Raw genomic sequence first — 19,447 nt, 5'->3', positions numbered from 1 at the left:
ATAAGACCTGTTGCACCCATACCCTCAATATCTACACCCTCGTAAAGCTCCTGAGCAACCTTCATAGTTCTTCTTGACTGGAAGCCAAGCTTTCGTGAAGCCTCCTGTTGGAGAGTTGATGTAATAAACGGCGGTGCCGGGGTTTTTCTTCTTGTGCCGTGCTTTACCTTTGTAATCATATACTCGGCATCTGCAAGATCCTGTTCAATCTTATTTGCTTGTTCCTGATTTTCAATTTTTACTTTTCCGTTTGCATCAGAATACAATGTTGCGGAGAATGACTTTCTGCTGCCCTTTGGGATAAACTTTGCGTCAATAGTCCAATATTCCTCAGGCTTGAATTTTCTGATTTCTTCTTCTCTGTCAACAATAATTCTTACTGCAACAGACTGAACTCGACCTGCGGAAAGTCCTCTTCTGATTTTCTGAGAAATAAAAGGACTAAGCTTATAGCCTACAAGTCGGTCAAGAATACGCCTTGCCTGCTGAGCATTTACAAGGTCGATATTTATAGAACGGGGATGTGCCATACCGTTTGTAACGCCGTTCTTTGTGATTTCGTTAAATTCCACACGATTGTTGTCATCAAGCGGCAAGCCTAAAATGTAAGCTAAGTGCCAAGAAATTGCCTCTCCCTCTCTATCAGGGTCGGTTGCGAGGTAAATTTTATCGCTTTTTTCTGCAAGCTCTTTCAGCTCGTCAACAAGCTTTTCTTTACCCTTTATAATTTCATATTTTGGTGCGAATTTTTTCTTTATATCAACGCTGAGTCGTGACTTAGGTAAATCTCTGACATGTCCCATAGACGCAATTACTTCGTAATTACCGCCGAGGTACTTTTTGATTGTTTTAGCTTTAGCCGGGGACTCAACAATTACTAAATCTGACATTTACTGCCTCCGTTATTTCAATACATATCTTCTGCCCTGTATAGCAGTTACATACCCTTTCATTTCAAGCTGAGTAAGGGCTGTAAGCACTTTAAATACAGGTAAGCCAAGTTTGGTAACTAAATTATCTATATGAACAGGCTCGTTGCTGATTGCACCATATACCTTTACGGCTACATCAGACAAGCCGGACGCTTTCAAATCTAAAATATTTTTCTGCACAGGCTGAGCCTGCTCTTCATACTTTTGGGCAGACTTATTTTCTTGCTTTTGTGCAGGTTTTGTTTTGACAGTTTTTGCCTTATCAGGCTTTGAAGTAACTTTGTTTACATTAGGTTTAACTTTATTTGCTACAAGCTTTTTACCCTTAACAGGTACAGCCTCAAGGTCAGAAAAGCTGATACTGTCAAAATCAAGCTTTTCGTCCTCAACATACAAACCTCTGTTATTATTAAATTCATTAAGCACATCCATAAAATCTGTAACCGGATGTGCAAGTCCGTTTTTGATAAGAGAGTTTGAACCCTCATTCTGCGGACTGTTGTTGCCAAGCAGAGCAAAAACCTCTTTACCCTGATCTATGGCAGTTCTTGCGGTAATAAGTGAACCGCTTTTTTCTCCAGCTTCCATAACCACAAGACCATCTGAAAGTGCAGAAATTATTCTGTTGCGTGCAGGGAAATTATACCTTAGCGGCGGTTCGTCCGGTGCATATTCGGAAATCACTGCACCGCTTTGAGCAATGGCATTTCTCATACCCTCATTTTCAGAAAGATATTTATAGTTAATACCACAGCCAAGCACGCATACGGTTATACCATTTGCAGACAATGCCCCTCTGTGAGATGCACAGTCAACACCTAATGCACCGCCGCTCACGACTACAACACTGTACTTTGCAAGAGCATATGCGAACTTATAGGAATTATCCGTACCGTATCTTGTAGCACGCCTTGTGCCAACTATGGCAATGCTTAAACGCTCGTCAAAATCGGGCAGACAGCCATTTACATAAAGCACAGCAGGCGGCGTATCAATATTTTTTAATCTGTCGGGATACTGCTCGTCATCTATAGAAATTATCGAGTAATTTAACTCATTGCAACGCTTGATTATTTCATCTGCAACTGCAAGTTTTGTATTCGCAAGCTTTTTCATTTCGTTTGGCGTGAAAATACCGCAGTGCTTCCACTCTTTTTCACCGCCATCAACGAACTCGGATATATTATTATAAAGTTCGCAAATTCTCTTTACTTTTATATTATTATAGCCAAGAGCTTTTGAAATCCATATCCAATAACGAGCATTTTCAGAAATCATTTCATCATTTCCCACATCAGTATTGCAGCAGCCACAGATGCGTTGAGAGATTCAGCCTTGCCCTCCATATGTATGGTTATTTTGTTTGCACAGGCTTTTTCTGTTTCTGCTTTTATTCCATTGCCTTCGTTGCCAACTACAACTACGCAAGGAGTTTGAAATTTTACATCCGTAAGGCTTTCTGCATCGCTGTTTACCACAGCGGCATAGTAATACGCCTTTGGATTATCTTTAATAAATTCTTCAATAGAATTATAAGTTATAAAAGGTATTCTGAAAACCGCACCCATACTGCCTCTTACAACCTTTGGATTGTAAATATCACAACAATCGCTTGACAAAATCACTCCGCTTACATTAAAAGCCTCGGCGGAGCGTAAAACAGTGCCAAGATTGCTTGGATCTTGCACATTATCAAGTGCCAAATATTTACCATCACATTTTATTGTATCAAACTCGTTGGTTTTGTCAAGTGTTTTTATAACAGCAAGAAAGCCCTGTGGTGACTGGGTGTCACTCATTAAAGCAAAAATATTTTCACTTACGCACACAGTATTTTGTGCGGCAGCCTCAAGCACAGCAAAATCTTCACTATGTTTTTGATATGCTTTTTCTGTAACATACAATGTCTGAATTTCAGCACCGCTTCTTACGGCATCCATACAAATACGCAGTCCCTCAGCCAAAAAAAGACCGCTTTTGCGGCGTTCTTTTGCACTTGATTTAAGCTTTATAGCTTTTTTAATATTACTGTTATCTTTACTTGTAACAAATAACATCTTTTTTCTCCTAAAATGCTAATTGCGTTTGGTGTTACCCAAACGCAATTACAGTTTAAATTAAGCGTTTTTAGCCTGCTCAACAAGAGCTGTAAAAGCCTTAGGATCAACAATAGCAATCTCTGAAAGCATCTTACGGTTCAATGTAATGCCGGCCTTTTTAAGACCATTCATAAATGTTGAATAGTTTGTGCCGTTAGCCTTGCAAGCTGCAGAAATACGAGTAATCCAAAGACGACGGAAATCTCTCTTTCTCTGCTTACGGCCGATATATGCGTAGTTGCCGGACTTCATAACAGCCTGTTTAGCCATTTTGAAATGTCTTGATTTAGAACCCCAGTAGCCCTTGGCAAGCTTTAATACCTTTTTTCTTCTTTTGCGAGTCATCATCGCACCTTTTACACGTGCCATTATATATTACCTCCGATTATTATTAAATAAAAAGCAGTACAAGCGGTTAATTATTTATAAGGAATCAAACGCTTGATCTGAGCTACATTTGTCTTATCTGTAACAGCAGTCTGGCGTAAACCTCTCTTACGCTTTGTTGTTTTCTTGTTGAGAATGTGGCTCTTGTTTGCGTGTGCACGGATTACATTACCGTTCTTAGAAAGTTTAAAACGCTTTTTAGCACCACTGTGAGTTTTAATTTTAGGCATAATAAATATCCTCCTTAGCTGTGATTACTTATTGGACTTTGGTGCAAGAAACATAAGCATATTGCGACCTTCAAGCTTTGCAGGCTTTTCTACTGAGGCAAACTCTGCACAAGCGTCAGCAAAGCGTTTCATTGTTTCAAGACCGATTTCAGGATGTCCCATTTCTCTTCCTCTAAAGCGGATAGACACCTTAACCTTATCGCCATGCTTAATAAACTTGATAGCGTTGTTAAGCTTGGTGTTGAAGTCGTGAGTATCAATATTTAAAGAAAGTCTGACTTCCTTAATATCAACAACATGCTGATTTTTTCTTGCTTCCTTTTCCCTTTTAGCCTGCTCAAAACGGTATTTGCCATAGTCCATAATTTTACATACAGGCGGAACGCTCTGTGGAGCAATCTTAACAAGGTCAAGATTTTTCTGCTCTGCAAGTGCAAGAGCTTCCTTTGATGACATAATACCGAGCTGCTGTCCGTCTGAGCTGATTACTCTAAGCTCTTTGTCACGGATTTCCTCGTTAATCTGAATATCTTTCTTGCTGATGGTTAAGCACCTCCAAAGTACCATTCAAAAAATAATGCGGACAGAAATACTCCGTCCGCATTGCAATACTAATAAACTATATGGTTTAAGGTATTGACCCGTGCAGACGACACCCCACAGGTGAAAGCATTTCTGCTTTGCTTTATTGTACCTAATTATTATATTACCGCTTGCCTTAAAAGTCAAGGGATTTTTTAATATTTTTACATATTTAAGAAAATATTTCTTGAATAATACTCTTTACTATGATAAAATTATACCATTGGAGTGATTAAAATGCAATACCAAAATTATCAATATTATAATCAGCAGCAATATCCGCCGCAGCCACAACAATTTAATCCACAGTACAGACCGCCTTATCAGCCGCCAAAACCGGTTGATCCGCAAAAGCTGAAAAAGCAATACGAAACAAGACTTTTAAGGAAAAAGTCAAGCGGACTCGGATTTTATGTACTTGCGTATTTTCTGTCAATGAACTGCATTGTAGCGGGACTTGTTATTTTTGCAGAAATATCATTGATGTTAAGTGGTGATATTAATAGCTTTGATGTTGAAAGCTTTACTAGCTCAATGATGAGCGGACCGTTTTATCATTATATGTCAATACTTGCCGCTGTCGTATCAGCCGTAGTACCGGCTCTGATTTATCTGAAATCGTCAAAAACTCACATAAGCGATTGTATTCAGGTAAAATCCGTAAAGCCTACTATGCTGATTGCTATGACTGCAATGGGAATGGGTTTGGCAATGGTAGCCAATATTGCGGCTGACCTTGTTACTCAAAATTTCTCTTCCCTTGGCTTTGAGTACAACCTTAATATGGATAGCTCATCATCTTCTGTATTCACAAATATTTTGTATGTTATATCTACTGCCGTTACCCCGGCCTTTGCCGAAGAATTTGCTTTCCGAGGCATTTTAATGGGAACACTCAGAAAATACGGAAATTCATTTGCTATTATAACATCTGCAATTATGTTTGGTGCAATGCACGGCAATATAATTCAAATTCCTTTCGCTTTCATTCTTGGACTTATTTTCGGATACATTGACTGCAAAGCAAATTCAATTATTCCGTCTATCATCATTCACTTTGTCAACAATTTCTACTCTGTAATTATGGATATAATGCAAAGTCAGAGCGTTGTTACCAACCATACCTTTTACATTATATATTATAGTCTTTTCGTTGCTATGCTCGTACTCGGTGTGCTTGCTTTCCTATATATAATGAAAAAGGATAAAAACTTTCTCAGCATAAGCGACACTTCAAATATAGTTTCATTACCGCTCAAAGAAAAGATTTCATCCTTCTTTACAAGTGCAGGTGTAATTGTGGTTGTGTCAATATTTATTATAGAAACTATTGGTACATTATTTATACTATGAGTGAGTTTAACATTAAATATATGGAAAAGGCTCTTGAGCTTGCAAAAGAAGCTTTTGATGATGATGAAGTACCTGTTGGTGCTGTGATAGTACTCAATGATGAAATTGTTGCTACAGGCAGAAACAGGAGAGAAAAAGAAAAAAATGCACTTCTGCATGCTGAAACCGATGCAATAAATAATGCCTGCAAGGCACTTGGCGGATGGCGGTTGTGGAACTGCGAATTATATGTTACACTTGAGCCTTGTCCTATGTGTGCCGGTGCAATTATAAATGCACACATTCCGAATGTGTATTTTGGTGCATATGATTTTAAGAATGGCTCTTGCGGCACAATAACAAATCTTTTTGAGATGCCGTATAATTTCAAACCGAATTGCAAGGGCGGTATTATGCAGGAAGAATGTGCCGAGCTATTGAAAAACTTTTTTAAGAGATTAAGATAAACAGGCTTTTTTCAATAGTTGTGGTAAATTATGGTTTAGCAGAAAGCTTTGGATAATTAACATAAAATTTAGGTCGAGCCTTTTTAAAGGCTCGTGGGTTTGGGCAACGCCCAAGAAAAGCTGTGTCTATTGCAATTTTTCAGGCACAAACAGCGTCGCTGTTTGTGTGCTAAAGCAAAGTTTGACAAAACAGGCGACAGCCATTTAAAAGAAATAATTCATTAATAAAGAATAATGGCTTTTTGTGTTGCTGTCGCATTATAAAGCTTTCGCCATTGTGCTAAAGCCATCAAACAGCAAGCTGTTTGGCTATCAAAGCTTTGCGTTAGCTAAAGTATTGTGGGCTTTGCCCACACCCACAACCTTTGAAAAAGGTTGACCAAATTTTTATTTCCGAGTATAAAGTCTGCAATAAGTCAAGCAGAAATTTCCCGACCGTTACAAGCCGTAATTTATCAGTCTTACCCCAACATTTTAACAGAAACGATAAACAAAAAACCAATAAGCATTTGTTTTGCTTATTGGTTTTCTTTATGCAATAAATTATTTTAATTTTGAGTAATCTTCATCACTTACAGGCTCAAGCCATTCGTTTGAGGTGTTTGTACCCGGAACTTCTACTGCAAGATGTGAGAACCAGCTGTCCGGTGCTGCACCATGCCAATGCTTAACGCCTGTCGGAATATTTACAACATCGCCCGGATTTAACTCTATAGCCTCTTTACCCCATTCCTGATAATAGCCTCTGCCGCCAACGCAAACAAGAATCTGTCCGCCGCCGTTATCAGCATTGTGAATATGCCAGTTATTACGGCACTTCGGCTCAAATGTTACATTGTGAATGCCAACCTGAGTTGTAGAAAGCGGTGCAAGATAGCTTTGACCGATAAAGTATTTAGCAAATGCGTCATTAGGGTTACCTATTGAAAAGAGAATTGACTGCTGATATTTTTCTTTTTCGCTGAGATTATCGTCATCATCTGCCCACACCTCAGTTGCCATTCTGAAAGCAGCCCATGCCTTTGGCCAACCTGCATAAAAAGCAGCGTGTGTTAAAATTTCTGCGATTTCAGTTTTTGTAATGCCGTTCTTTTTAGCTGACATTAGGTGATACTTAAATGATGAATCGGTAAGTCCCTGAGCCATAAGTGCAGTTACGGTAACAAGTGAGCGGTCACGAAGTGAAAGTTTATCTTCTCTTGACCATACCTCACCAAAAAGAACATCATCGTTAAGCTCAGCGAATTTTGGAGCAAATTCACCGAGTGCATCTCTGCCGGCAGTTTGTTTTACAGCCATAATTATACCTCCAAGTTAATATTAAATAAATTTTAGTGTGATATATAATTATCACTTCCTGATTGTATTATAATACTTAAAGTTGACTTTAAGTCAAGAGGTAAATTAAAAAATTTTATAAAAATTGCAGGCACACGAAATTGTATGCCTGCAAAATTATTTTTATCTTTCAGCAAATATTAAACTGATTAATTATTCGCCGTATGTGCCAACCCACTTTTGAGTTTTGCCATCATAAAGATTGTTGCCCTCTACGGCCTTAACATTCTTAGTTTGCTTATTCCAAGTTGTTGCAGTATTCTTAAAGAGGAAACACTCTGTACCAGGATAAATCGGCTCAGGAAGTTCAAACATCCAAATGTCTGTACCCTCAATCTGAGTCATTTTATATGCTTCGTTATAAAGGCCATTGCCCCAACCGTAAACATATACTTCTTTCCATTTTGTTTTTGAGTTGTCAAAATAAACTACATCAAGTGTCCATTCAGGAGCTTCTTCCTTAACATATGGTCCAACTGTTGCTGTTGCTGCACCTGTAGTTTCATCAACGCTCTCAAGGGTGTAGCAGTTGTTTGTGCTGTCAACCTTTGCTGTCCATGCGTTATATACCGGACCTGCACTTGACGGTTTGCTCATTTCGTCAACCATATCAGTTGCTCTGTAGAAGGTTACATTAGTAACTGTGCTGTCAACATCTGCCTTGAATACATTCGGATAATCATCTGTATCCTGTTCAAGCTGATATGACTTCTTTGTATCATTATCAAAAGCATAGAGATTTGTACCCATTGATGTCATCCAAGGGAGCTGTGTCTTTAAATAAAGTGTGTAAGTCTTAGGTGCAGGAGCTGTGGTTGGCTCTGTTGAAGGTTTAGTTTCCTCAGTAGGTTTTGTAGGGTTAGTTGGCTGTGTAGGCTGAACAGGTGTATATACCTTGCCGGCATTGCCAACACCCTCAGTTTCGCCGGAAATGTACATCTGGAGCATTGTAACATCTCTTACATCGATAGAACCGTCGCCGTTGAGGTCGCTGATTATCTTTACTATATCAGAAGGCTTAACATCTTCTGAAATGATAAGCTGAAGCTGTGTTACATCCTGTACATCGAACTTTCCGTCTGTGTTGATGTCGCCATACTTATATGTTTTGCCATCTCTTACAACCTCTGTTGCAGGCTGTGACTCGATAGTAGGAGTAAGTGTTGTTTCCTCCCAAGAAGTAGTTTTTGTAAGTCCAAAAATCTTAGAAGTACCGTTTAATTTAAGTCCCTTTGAAGATGGATACTGACGAGGAGCAGAGTTTACATTTGAGCTGTCGCTGAAGATAACTCTTGTGTTTGCTGAATGTGCAAGGTCAAAGGTTGACTCATACTCGTTGCCGTCTGCGTCAGTTGCAATACATGTTGTAGGAACTTCTACATAGTAGTAGCCTGATGCAGTATCGTAGTTCATCTTTGTACCGGGCCAGTTAGAAGCCTTGTAAGTTTCTGCCTTTGAAGATTCCTCATCATAGATGTAAACATTATAAGGTGCTTTCCAGCTTGAGCTTGTTTCTCTCTTTTCGGAAGCAAAGAAAACATATACGCCTGATGAAGCTGCCTGCTGTTTGTTATACTTGTATGTAGTAGTTGTTGTGTTTTTGCCGTCAGTTGCAGTAAGAGTAAGGTTGATTGTATCGCCATAAGCGTAGTCAGAACCAACTCTGATTGCAATGTTGCCTGTGTAGGTTACAGGAGTAGAATTATCAATACAATATGTACCTGATGTTGCATTGTCAAGTCCAAGGTTGATTGTAAGTGTATCGCCCTTGAAATCGCCACTCTCTACTGAGCAGGTATTTCTTGGAGTTGTTGTACCGTTGTAAACAACAGCCACGCCGGTCGAACCGATGCTGCCTGTAAGCACACCGTTTGCTACTGTAAACTTAGCACCCGAAACTGTATCTGTATATGTACCGTCTGCAAGACCTGTACCTGAAATGCTTACTGATTTTTCGTTGCCGCCGCAGTTAGCAAGAACAATACCGCTTGTACCTCTTGCAACATAAGCAACATTATCAACAGCACCGAGCTTTTCGCTCTGACCTACAAAGAGGTTATGGAACTTGTTGATTTCAGAAACTGCTGTACTCTTGTAGGTTGTGTCACCGGCAGCCTCACCCATTAATGATGCACCCGGACGAGCAAAGTAAAGAGAAGTAGCGTCTTTTCTTGCGGCTACAATTGCCCAAGCCTTTGTGATATTTTCGTCAGATACCTTTGAAGAATTGCTGAGTCCGCCTGAACCTGAATCGCCCTCGTATGTATCGTGTGACTCTGCCCACAATACTACATCAGAGCCTGAAACGCCTGACTTGTAGCTTGAGCTTGCGGCAGCCGAAGCCTTGCCGTTTACAACATTTGCAAGAACTGAGTCACCTGTTCTGTTGTCTGTTACATTAATATATTTTGTATATGAGCTGTAGCTTCTGCCTGAACCGCAGTTGTTAAGAATCTCACCGTAGATGTAAAGGTCATCGCCTGTCTTTGCCTTGTAGTAAGAGCCTGCTGACTCTGTGATATTCTTCCAGTAATCAGAAGCGTACTCGCCGTCATCAGGAGTTTCAATGTGCTTTGCAGCATCAAAACGGAAGCCATCAACACCATAGTCAATGCACTCTTTAAGAAGTGAAATAACCTTATCCTGTACTACTGTACTGTTTGTGTTGAGGTCAGGGCAAGAATTGAGGTGACCCTGAACTACATTCTTAACACTGCTGTCTGATACAACAATAAGGTTGTTGCGGAAAAATGTGCTTGCATTGTCATAAATATCAGGGTCATATGTCTTGACCTGTGAACTTACAATATTAGGATTATCATCGCTTTCGCTGCCCATATGGTTAGAAACAATGTCGCAGATAATCTTTACACCGTACTTTTCAGCCTCTGCACAAAGGTCTTTAAGATCGTCCTTTGTACCAAGCCAAGAGTTCTGAGCTACCGAAAGGCTTACAGGCTGGTAAAGCTTCCACCACTGACCAGTAACATCTCTTGATGCTGAGTAATCCTTTGGCTGCTGTACCGGAGAGGTCTGTACGGTTGAATAGCCTGCCGCTGCAATAGCAGGGAGGTTTTCTTTAATTGTTTTGTATGACCAGTTGAAAGCGTGTAAAATTACGCCGTCCTGAACATTACCTTGTAAATTATTTGCGGCAGATACCGCATTATCGGTTTCGGCTGCCGACGCAGGGAGGATCATTGCAGAAGCAGAAGAAACGATAGTTGCCGCAAGCACAACGCTTGTCAGCTTTTTTAGTTTACTCATAAACGAAATCCGTCCTTTCCAAGTATTTGATTTCCATTTAATTATACCAAAATACTCCACAAAAATATATGTTTTATTTCTACAAATTAGTTTATTGATTTTTAGTTATAATAACAACTATACGCTTTATTTGCTATGAATAAATAAGAAATTGTAATAAACCATATGTTTTTCTACTTTTGCAAAAGAAAAAACAATGTGAAATTCGGATACTAAATTAAAACCTCAGCCTAAAACGAATAAAACAATAATATATTAATTGACTTTTTACATAAAAAAGAATATAATTTTATAGTATGCTTTTGTCTTTACAATATTGCAACAATTGTGGGGGCGGACGGTGTTCGCTTGGTTTACGATTTACCAATCATCACTCTCCGCTCCTTAGTTATGCAATAAAAGCGTATAAAATTAATATGAACAGGGGTGCGTGAATGGAGCAGTCAGAAAAAAATACCATTATTTCTTTAAGGGATATATTCGTCCGATTTGACGGAGAGGTAATTTTAAATCATATAAATCTTAACTTTAAAGACAAGGAATTTATTACTATTCTCGGGCCGAGTGGCTGCGGAAAAACCACAACCCTCAGAATTATCGGCGGTTTTGTTGAGCCTGAAAGCGGCGATGTTATGTTTGACGGCAAAAGAATCAACGGCACACCGCCTAACAAAAGAAATGTTAATACTGTATTTCAGAAGTATTCACTTTTCCCGCATCTCAATGTTTTTGATAATGTTGCTTTTGGCTTAAAGCTTAAAAAAGTACCTAAAAACGAGATTAAAGAAAGAGTTTCAAAAATGCTTGCGGTAGTTGACCTTAAAGGCTATGAAAAGCGTGCCGTAACAAAGCTATCGGGCGGTCAGCAGCAGCGAGTTGCCATTGCCAGAGCCTTGGTTTGCGACCCTGAGGTAATCTTGCTTGACGAGCCTCTCGGTGCTCTTGATTTAAAGCTCAGAAAAAGTATGCAGCTTGGGCTAAAGGAAATTCAGCAGAATTCGCAGAAAACATTTATATATGTTACTCATGATCAGGAAGAAGCACTCACAATGAGTGATACCGTTATTGTAATGAACAACGGCGTTGTTGAGCAGGTAGGCTCTCCTGAGGATATTTACAACGAGCCGCTCAATGCCTTTGTAGCAGATTTTATCGGTGAGGCAAATATTTTGAACGGCACAATGCTTGGTGACTGTCGAGTAGAAATTCTCGGCAAACAGCTTGAATGTGTTGATAAAGGCTTTGGCGAAAATACGCCTGTCGATGTAGTTATCAGACCGGAGGATATAGAAATTACAAGTCCTGAAAACGGTCAGCTTGTCGGCACAGTAGAAAAATCAACATTCAAGGGCGTACATTATGAAATGAGCGTAATGTGCGGCAAGTGCGAAATACTTATTCATTCAACTACCGCCGCTGAGATTGGCAGTCAGATTGGTATGAGAGTAATTCCGTTTAACATTCAGATTATGAACAAGCTTTTGCCGTTCTACAACAATGAAATTGAAATTACGGTTTCCTCTGCAAATGAAGAAGAAAATACATTCAGCTTTGAATTTGAGGACGAAACTATTGAGGTTAAAAATCATTATTTTGCTGAGGGCACAAAGCTGAAAATCACACTTCCGCCTGATGCACTTTCTCTTGCGGGTGACGGCAACGGCGACCTTACCGATTTATATATTGAGTCGGTAATTTACAAGGGTGAGCATAACGAAATCATTCTTGAATCAGACACAAGAAAGTGGCTTATGTTAAGCGACACAGACGAGCAGGTGGCTACCTATGTACCGCTGTCATTTGACTTTGACAAAGCAGAGTTTGAAGTGCTCGGTGAGGAGGGTTAAGAATGAAATCACGCAAACCCTCTATTCCGTACATAATCTGGATGGCTGTATTCACAATGATTCCAATGGTAATGGTCGGCTTTACAGCTTTTACAGATAAAAACGGTAATTTTTCATTAGATGCATTCTCAAATGCTTTTTTCTACAGTGAGGTATTTTTAAGGTCGCTTTGGATTGCACTTATCTCTACGGTAATCTGCCTTGTAATTGCCTATCCGCTTGCATATATGCTTACCAAAATGAAACCGTCAACGCAGAATCTTGTAAATATGCTTTTGATGATTCCTATGTGGATGAACTTCCTTTTGAGAATATATGCTTGGGTTACTATTCTGCAATCAAACGGCCCACTTGACACTATTCTTTCGTTCTTTGGAATACACGGCACTTATCTCGGTAATTCAGGTGCGGTTGTGCTTGGTATGGTTTACGAATACCTGCCGTTTATGATACTTCCGATTTACACGGTAATGAGTAAGATTGACAAAGGGCTTATTGAGGCTGCACAGGACTTAGGCTCAAACGGCTTTAAGGTATTCAGCAAGGTTGTGCTTCCGCTGAGTGTGCCGGGTGTAATCTCCGGTATCACGCTTGTGTTTGTACCGTCCGCAAGTACATTCCTTGTAGCTCAGTATCTTGGCGGTACAAATGACATTATGATTGGTGACATTATAGACAAGGTTTTCTGGACAGACCAGAGTACCGGCTCAGCAATTTCACTGATACTTATGGTATTTATACTTGTGTTCCTTGTACTTATGAATTTCTTCGGTGATGAGGAGGCGATTGCATAATGAAAAACAAACATATTGCCTCTAAAATATATACAACGCTTGTAATGCTGTTTTTATATCTACCGATTTTTGTACTTATTATATTTTCATTCAACGAGGGAAAAACTACTGTTTGGAAAGGCTTTTCTTTAAAATGGTATGAAGAACTTTTCAAAGATGACAACATTATAAATGCACTCGGCAATTCACTTATAATTGCGGTGCTTGCCTCGATTTTTGCAACTGTTCTCGGAACTGCCGCAGCTATTGGCATCAGCAATTTCAAAGGCAAAAAAAGACTTGTTATTCAAAGCATTTCCAATATTCCTATCATAAGTCCTGACATTGTAATGGGCGTATCGCTTATGCTTTTATTTACATTTCTTGGCGTACTTTTTAACTTTGAAATGGGCTTTGTTACTGTACTCATTGCACACATCTGCTTTTGTGTGCCGTTTGTAGTGCTTAATGTTATGCCACGAATCCGCAAAATGGATCAGAGTATCTATGACGCTGCTCTTGACCTTGGCTGTAACCAATGGCAGGCTTTTTATAAGGTAGTTATTCATGAGCTTATGCCGGGCATTTTCTCCGGACTTTTAATGAGCTTTACCTACTCGCTTGATGATTTTATCATCACATATTTTACAAGAGGTGCAAAGTTCCAGAACCTTTCTATTGAGATATACTCAATGACACACAGAAGGATTTCACCGAAAATCAATGCACTTTCTGCACTTTTATTTTTGGCTGTTCTTATTGTAATGATACTTATAAATATTCGTGAAAAGCACGAAGAAAAGGTGAAATAAAACTTAAATAAGGGAGATTGAAAAATGAAAAAATTCGGCTGCGTTGCCCTTGCTCTACTTATCGGTGCTGCTGCCTGCTCAGCTATGGCAGGCTGTGGCAAAAGCTACGACGGCGAAGTAAATGTATATAACTGGGGCGAATATATTGCAAACGGTGAGGACGGAGTTCTTGATGTAATTGATGAGTTTGAAAAAGAGTACAACATCAAGGTAAATTACACCACCTATGAAACCAACGAAGAGCTTTACAATATGCTAAAAAACAGCAATGTAAGCTACGATGTAATTATTCCGTCTGATTATATGATCAGCAAGCTGATAAGCGAAAATATGCTGCAGGAGCTTGACTACAACAATATTCCTAATAAGAATAATCTTATGGAGCGTTTCAAAAATCTTTCCTGCGACCCTGAGGGTAAATACACAGTTTGCTACACATGGGGCATTACCGCAATGGTTTATGACAAAACAAAGGTTGCAACAAAGCCAACCTCATGGGAAGCACTCTGGGACGAGTCGCTCAGCGGTGACATTCTTATGTTTAACAACAGCAGAGATGCTATGGCTATTGCAATGCAGCTTTGTGGTATTAACCCTGCTGACTGCACTAAGGAAGATATTGATAAAGCGGCGGCAAAGCTTTCCGAGCAAAAGCCTTTGCTTAAAAAGTATGTAATGGATCAGGTCTTTACTGAAATGGAAAACAGTCAAGCAGCTATTGCTCCATACTACGGCGGCGACATTGTAATGATGATGGAAAATAACGAGGATCTTGACTACGCTATTCCTGAAAGCGGTTCAAACCTTTTCTACGATGCAATGTGTATTCCGACTTGCAGCAAAAATAAAGAGAACGCAGAGAAATTCATCAACTTTATGCAGTCACCTGAAATCGCTGCCGCAAACTTCGAATACCTTTATTATGGCACACCTAATCAGAAAGCATATGATGAGTATCTTGACGAGGATGTTAAAAATAACGAGCTTATCTTCCCAAGTGATGAGTATCTCGACAAATGCTATGTATTCACAAATGTACCCGATGATGTTTACAGCTATATGCAGGAAAAATTCGTTAAAATTCAGGCAGATAAATAATTTATTGCAAAACAGACAGAGCAGACTTGAAATTACAGTCTGCTCTGTTTTTATGTTTGTATGATTTTGTTATGTATCAGAAGTTTAATCAGCATTTTTCTTTAAAATAATGCTGATTGGCTTGCTCTACAACAGCTTTTCTAATTCAATCAATAATTTTGCCTTCATTTTATCTAATTCTATATCAGACAGACGATTATCATCACTATACATTTTATCCATTGGATACCACCAAACAGGTCCTTTACCATTGTTTCCATAGTTTTCAATATCACCTTTTCTTCGTGGATATAAGTGCCAATGTATATGAGCGTCACCCATTCCAAGAAGTTCGTAGTTCATTTTTTCGGGTTCAAACGCATTTGATACAGCCTCTGCAACAATTGACATCTCTTCCAAAAACTTTTTGCGTTCCGGCATATCCAACTGAAACAACTCTGTTTTATTGTGATTTTTATAAAGAAACAAAGTATAGCCATAGAAGTGCTGATTATCACCTATTACTACATATCCTGTTTCCAATTCTTTAACAAAATATGGATTAGTTCCGCTTTTTATCATTTCAATTCTGTCGCATATCAAGCACATATTTTTCTCCTATATTAATCAAAATCACTTTTCAGTTATTACTTTATAGCAATCAGGTCGTCTGTCACGGAATATTCCCCAGCCGAGTCTGTTTTCAAAAATCTCGTCAAGGTCAAACTCTGCTGTAAGTACATTTTCTTCATCTCTTGAAGCAGATTTAATAATCTCTCCAGTTTCGTTTGTAATGAAAGATGAGCCGTAAAAAACGAGTGAGGAAGTCTGATTGCCGTTTTCGTCACAAGGGGTTACATCTTCCCTGCCTATGCGGTTTGCCGCAATTACGGGGATTACATTTGCCGCAGAATGGCCCTGCATACATCTTCTCCAATGCGGCATACTGTCGCACTCAAGTATAGGTTCTGAACCGATAGCGGTCGGATAGAAAATCAATTCGGCGCCGTTTAATGCAAGCGCTCTTGCGGTTTCGGGGAACCATTGATCCCAGCAAATGCCTACGCCGAATGTACCGAACTTAGTTTTAAAAGTTTTGAATCCCGTATCACCCGGAATAAAGTAAAATTTCTCCTGATAATAATGGTCGTCGGGAATGTGAGTTTTACGGTACACACCGAGTATTTCGCCGTCTGCATCAATTACAGCTACGCTGTTGAAAAGGCGGTTTCCGTCACGCTCATAAAAACTGATTGGCATAACAATTTCAAGTTCTTTTGCAACCTTTGCAAAGTGAAGCACAGCGTCATTTTCAAACACCGGCTTTGCAAAGCTGTAATAATCGTATCGCCTTTCCTGACAAAAATACTGTCTTTCAAAAAGCTCCGGCAAAAGCACGATGTTCGCTCCCTCGCTCTTTGCCTGTCGCACAAGTCTTTCGGCATTTTTTATGTTTTCCTGAACATTCTGTGTACATTTCATCTGAACTGCCGACACTTTGACCTTTCTCATACTCTGCCTCCCTTAGCAAACGGAATTTGCTGTGTTATACAATGAATGTTGCCGCCGCCAACAATAATATCTCTTGCATAAATCGGAATAATTTTTCTGTCCTTGCAAACTTTTTCAAGAATTTCTACCGCAAGCCTGTCACTCTCTGTGTTTTCCCCGCCAAACTGTGGCAAAATGACAGCGTCATTACAAAAATAGAAATTCACATATGATGCGGCAAGTCTTTCACCAAGCTCTCTTGTGTCCTCGCCCTCCTCAAAGCTGTAGCCCTGTAAATCTTTTTCTGTAACAGTAACAGGTACTTTAGGGACAGGGAGTTTATGAACTTTGATTTTTCTGCCCTTTGCGTCAAGTGTATTTTCAAGCACCTCAAGACAAGACTTTGAAATTGCATACTGCGGGTCGGTTTTGTCATCACACCAAGCGAGCACCACCTCAGTAGGTGCAACAAAAGCACAAATGTTATCTATATGACCGTTGGTTTCATCATTATAAATACCTTTCGGCAACCAGATAATCTTATCAACACCAAGGTATTTTCTGAGCTTTTCTTCAATTTCAGATTTAGTAAGCTCAGGGTTTCTGCCCTTGCTGAGCAGACATTCCTCGGTAGTAATCAGCGTACCCTCTCCGTCAGTATGAATTGAACCGCCCTCAAGTACAAACGGGTGTGCATCATACAGAGAAATACCCAGACTTTTACAAAGCTTGTACGGAATTGCATCGTCGTTTTGCCAGTTGGCATAAAGTCCGTCATACTCTCCGCCCCATGCGTTAAACTGCCAGTCAATACCACAGAGTTTACCTTTGTTGTTTACTACAAAGGTTGGTGCGGTATCTCTTGCCCATGCATCATCTGAGTCAATTTTTAAAACCTCGGCATTTTTCACGCTCACAAGCATTTCCTTAGCGTGTACAAATTTTTCCTTACTTGCAATCACATACACCTTTTCGTATTCGGCAATTTTCTCTATGATTTCAGCAAAAACCTTTTCGGCATATTTTGCTTCATAGCACCAACTGCCCGGTCTTTGCGGCCATATCATAACGGTTGCACTGTGTCTTGAAAATTCAGCCGGCATAAAAAAATTATCGTCTGTCGGGTATTTTTTTATATACTCAAAGCTCATTTAAGAAAGCCTCTCTTTAAAATCTTTATATGAAAATTCTTTGACAAGCTCGCAGTTATTTTCATCATGCATAATCACGATAGACGGCAACGGCATACCGTTAAAGGTGTTGTTCTTCACCATTGAATAGATTGCCATATCCTCAAACACAAGCCTGTCGCCCACCTTGATTTCCTTGTCAAAGCTGTAGTCACCAATAACATCACCTGCAAGACATGTGCATGAGGAAAGGCGATAGTTAAATGCCTTTTTGTTTGGCTCTCCGCTGTCTTTAAGCGGTGGTCTGTACGGCATTTCAAGTACATCAGGCATATGGCAGGCAGCAGATGCGTCAAGAATGAGAATATCAAGTCCGTTATGCACAATATCCATAACCTCTGTGATAAGGTAGCCCGCATTCAGTGCCGCTGCCTCTCCCGGCTCAAGATACACCTCTACATCATACTTTTTCTGCACATAATCTATAAGCTCTACAAGTGCCTCAATATCATAATCTGCCCTTGTAATATGATGTCCGCCGCCAAAATTCAGCCATTTTGCATTATAAAAATACTTACCGAATTTTTCTTCAACCGCCTTGAAGGTAGATACTAAATCATCGGAATTCTGCTCGCAAAGTGTGTGAAAGTGAAAGCCCTCTACACCATCAAGCAAATCCTCTCTGAAATTTGCCTTTGTAACTCCAAGTCTTGAGCCATATGCACACGGGTCATAAATTTCGTGCCCCTCTTGTGTAGAAAACTCAGGATTTAAGCGGATTCCAACACTTACATTTGAATTTTGCCATTTACTCCTGTACTTTTCAAGCTGAGAAAATGAGTTAAACACAATGTGACCGCAGATTTTTAAAATCTCGTCAAAGTCCTCCTCTTTAAAGGCAGGTGCAAAAATATGAGTTTCCTTACCAAAACATTCATATCCGAGTTTTGCCTCGTAAAGTCCGCTTGCGGTTGTGCCCGACAAATATTTTGCCATAAGCGGATACACGCAAAATGCTGAAAAAGCCTTTTGTGCAAGCAAAATTTTACAGCCTGTTCTGTTCTGCACACTTTTTAGAATTTCAAGGTTTTTTATTAACTTCTGCTCATCTATTACATAGCAGGGTGTTTTTAATTCTGAAAATTTCATAAGCTTACTCTACTGTTGCAGGGTTTTCGTCAACTACCCAAGGCAAGCCGAATTTGTTGAGTGCCTCCATATATGGGTCCGGGTCGAACTCCTCAACATTATATACACCCGGCTTTTTCCACTGACCACTGAGTACAAGTGAAGCACCAATCATTGCCGGTACACCGGTTGTGTAGGATACCGCCTGTGAACCAACCTCTTTGTAGCACTCCTGATGGTCGCACATATTATAAATGTAAATTGTCTTTTCCTTACCGTCCTTAACACCTGTGAAAATACAGCCGATGTTTGTCTTGCCCTTTGTGCGTGGGCCAAGAGAAGCCGGGTCAGGCAAAAGCTCCTTTAAGAACTGAATCGGCACAATCTCTCTGCCCTCATACATAACAGGCTCAGTTGAAAGCATACCTACATTTTCAAGGCACTTCATATGTGTAAGGTAGCTCTGACCGAATGTCATAAAGAAACGAATACGCTTTACATTTGGAATATTCTTTGCAAGCGACTCAATCTCCTCATGGTGGAGCAGATACATAT

General features: G+C 39.7%; 18 protein-coding genes and 1 pseudogene. 6 read left to right on the top strand and 13 right to left on the bottom strand.

The window, feature by feature from the left end; genetic code table 11:
* The 6 genes from ACJMMI_RS08215 to infC all read right to left on the bottom strand — a co-directional run.
* On the bottom strand, positions 1-890 hold an 890-nt coding region (locus ACJMMI_RS08215; protein WP_405354864.1), incomplete at its 3' end, for a DNA topoisomerase.
* A 12-nt stretch (positions 891-902) separates the two neighbouring features.
* Positions 903-2,225, bottom strand: coding sequence for a DNA-processing protein DprA (gene dprA / locus ACJMMI_RS08210; protein ID WP_405354861.1), 1,323 nt, complete (start codon positions 2,223-2,225; stop codon positions 903-905).
* Positions 2,207-2,989 (bottom strand): TrmH family RNA methyltransferase, encoded by a 783-nt coding sequence (locus ACJMMI_RS08205; RefSeq protein ID WP_405354859.1) that lies wholly within the window; start codon positions 2,987-2,989, stop codon positions 2,207-2,209. The genes dprA and ACJMMI_RS08205 overlap by 19 nt, the downstream gene beginning before the upstream one ends.
* A gap of 60 nt (positions 2,990-3,049) precedes the next feature.
* A complete protein-coding gene (rplT, locus tag ACJMMI_RS08200) occupies positions 3,050-3,400 on the bottom strand; it encodes a 50S ribosomal protein L20 (RefSeq protein ID WP_405354857.1) in 351 nt (116 codons plus the stop codon).
* Positions 3,401-3,450: 50 nt separating this feature from the next.
* Positions 3,451-3,648 (bottom strand): 50S ribosomal protein L35, encoded by a 198-nt coding sequence (gene rpmI, locus ACJMMI_RS08195; protein ID WP_022234890.1) that lies wholly within the window; start codon positions 3,646-3,648, stop codon positions 3,451-3,453.
* 24 nt (positions 3,649-3,672) lie between these two features.
* Positions 3,673-4,215, bottom strand: a complete 543-nt coding sequence (gene infC / locus ACJMMI_RS08190) for a translation initiation factor IF-3 (RefSeq protein ID WP_405354853.1) — start codon at positions 4,213-4,215, stop codon at positions 3,673-3,675.
* Between the two features lie 252 nt (positions 4,216-4,467).
* Here infC and ACJMMI_RS08185 point away from each other — a divergent pair, with 252 nt between their 5' ends.
* A complete protein-coding gene (locus tag ACJMMI_RS08185) occupies positions 4,468-5,583 on the top strand; it encodes a CPBP family intramembrane glutamic endopeptidase (RefSeq protein ID WP_405354850.1) in 1,116 nt (371 codons plus the stop codon).
* A complete protein-coding gene (locus tag ACJMMI_RS08180) occupies positions 5,580-6,029 on the top strand; it encodes a nucleoside deaminase (protein ID WP_405354848.1) in 450 nt (149 codons plus the stop codon). The genes ACJMMI_RS08185 and ACJMMI_RS08180 overlap by 4 nt, the downstream gene beginning before the upstream one ends.
* A gap of 543 nt (positions 6,030-6,572) precedes the next feature.
* Here ACJMMI_RS08180 and ACJMMI_RS08175 read toward each other — a convergent pair.
* The gene (locus tag ACJMMI_RS08175) at positions 6,573-7,328 is read right to left on the bottom strand and encodes a carboxymuconolactone decarboxylase family protein (protein WP_405354846.1); all 756 of its coding nucleotides are present in this window, start codon (positions 7,326-7,328) and stop codon (positions 6,573-6,575) included.
* Between the two features lie 192 nt (positions 7,329-7,520).
* Positions 7,521-10,634, bottom strand: a complete 3,114-nt coding sequence (locus tag ACJMMI_RS08170) for an alpha-amylase family glycosyl hydrolase (RefSeq protein WP_405354844.1) — start codon at positions 10,632-10,634, stop codon at positions 7,521-7,523.
* 434 nt (positions 10,635-11,068) lie between these two features.
* Here ACJMMI_RS08170 and ACJMMI_RS08165 point away from each other — a divergent pair.
* From ACJMMI_RS08165 to ACJMMI_RS08150, 4 genes and pseudogenes are all read left to right on the top strand, one after another.
* Positions 11,069-12,112 (top strand): annotated as a pseudogene (locus ACJMMI_RS08165) (ABC transporter ATP-binding protein); the annotation flags it as partial.
* A gap of 371 nt (positions 12,113-12,483) precedes the next feature.
* Positions 12,484-13,275: an ABC transporter permease gene (locus ACJMMI_RS08160; RefSeq protein ID WP_405354843.1), complete on the top strand. Its 792-nt coding sequence runs from the start codon at positions 12,484-12,486 to the stop codon at positions 13,273-13,275.
* Positions 13,275-14,066, top strand: coding sequence for an ABC transporter permease (locus ACJMMI_RS08155; RefSeq protein WP_405354841.1), 792 nt, complete (start codon positions 13,275-13,277; stop codon positions 14,064-14,066). The genes ACJMMI_RS08160 and ACJMMI_RS08155 overlap by 1 nt, the downstream gene beginning before the upstream one ends.
* 24 nt (positions 14,067-14,090) lie before the next feature.
* Positions 14,091-15,164 carry a PotD/PotF family extracellular solute-binding protein gene (locus ACJMMI_RS08150; protein ID WP_405354840.1) on the top strand — a complete coding sequence of 358 codons (1,074 nt, stop codon included), beginning with the start codon at positions 14,091-14,093 and terminating at the stop codon, positions 15,162-15,164.
* Between the two features lie 126 nt (positions 15,165-15,290).
* Here ACJMMI_RS08150 and ACJMMI_RS08145 read toward each other — a convergent pair whose 3' ends face one another.
* From ACJMMI_RS08145 to ACJMMI_RS08125, 5 genes are all read right to left on the bottom strand, one after another.
* On the bottom strand, positions 15,291-15,752 hold the full coding sequence (locus ACJMMI_RS08145; protein ID WP_405354839.1) for an HIT family protein: 462 nt from the start codon (positions 15,750-15,752) through the stop codon (positions 15,291-15,293).
* A gap of 24 nt (positions 15,753-15,776) precedes the next feature.
* A complete protein-coding gene (gene aguB, locus ACJMMI_RS08140) occupies positions 15,777-16,655 on the bottom strand; it encodes an N-carbamoylputrescine amidase (protein ID WP_405354837.1) in 879 nt (292 codons plus the stop codon).
* Complete coding sequence (gene aguA, locus ACJMMI_RS08135; RefSeq protein ID WP_405354835.1) at positions 16,652-17,785, bottom strand: agmatine deiminase; 1,134 nt, start codon at positions 17,783-17,785, stop codon at positions 16,652-16,654. The genes aguB and aguA overlap by 4 nt, the downstream gene beginning before the upstream one ends.
* Complete coding sequence (nspC, locus tag ACJMMI_RS08130; protein ID WP_405354833.1) at positions 17,786-18,913, bottom strand: carboxynorspermidine decarboxylase; 1,128 nt, start codon at positions 18,911-18,913, stop codon at positions 17,786-17,788.
* Positions 18,914-18,917: 4 nt separating this feature from the next.
* Positions 18,918-19,447 (bottom strand): saccharopine dehydrogenase family protein (locus ACJMMI_RS08125; protein ID WP_405354831.1); only part of this gene is annotated, 530 nt, incomplete at its 5' end.

The organism is Ruminococcus sp. (assembly GCF_045129435.1).
In the GTDB taxonomy this organism is placed as follows: Bacteria; Bacillota; Clostridia; order Oscillospirales; family Acutalibacteraceae; genus Ruminococcoides.
Note: the sequence above shows the minus strand (reverse complement) of the source record. Positions and strands in the feature narration are given on the sequence as shown.